Here is a 552-nt window from a genome sequence, read left to right as displayed (position 1 = left end):
GATGTAGTCCATGAAGCCCGCGCCGAGCGTGCCGGGAAAGCCGAGATAATTGACCTGCACCGGCGCGGCCCTGCGCGCGAATACGCCGGTGCGCTGCTCGCCGAAATAGCCGTTGAGATTGACAAGGATGTCGATGCGCTGCGTACGAATGGCATCCACCGCCTGCGGATCGCTCAGTGTGGAGATATCGACGATTCCATCCACGGCGCCAGCAATGCGTCGCCTGATGTCGCTGCCGTCGTCATAGCCGTTATCGATGGCGAAAATCTCGAACGCGCTTTTGTCGTGCTGCTCCAGCACACCGACCAGCAGCAGCGATGTCGCCTGCTGTCGAAATTCACCCGAGAGATAGCCGATGCGGATTTTTGCGTTCGGCCCGGTCGGAAAAGCACGCAGCGATGGAGCTTGCATGGGAAAACGCGAGGCGTTGGTCAGTTCGGCGCAGCGTTGCAGACTGCGTTCCGAGGTCGCCACGCCTTGCCAGCCGAACGGCTCGGCGGCCAGTTTGCCGGCTATGAGATCGGCATCGATCTCCGCAATCAGCGCATTCAC

At 61.1% G+C, this 552-nt stretch carries 1 protein-coding gene; it reads right to left on the bottom strand.

Annotated elements, in window-relative coordinates; translation table 11 throughout:
* On the bottom strand, window positions 1–552 hold a 552-nt coding region (locus AC1DU6_RS35370), incomplete at both ends, for an O-linked N-acetylglucosamine transferase family protein (protein WP_477863255.1).

It is taken from the genome of Roseateles sp. P5_B10 (assembly GCF_056400485.1).
This window is presented reverse-complemented; position numbering and strand designations above follow the sequence as displayed.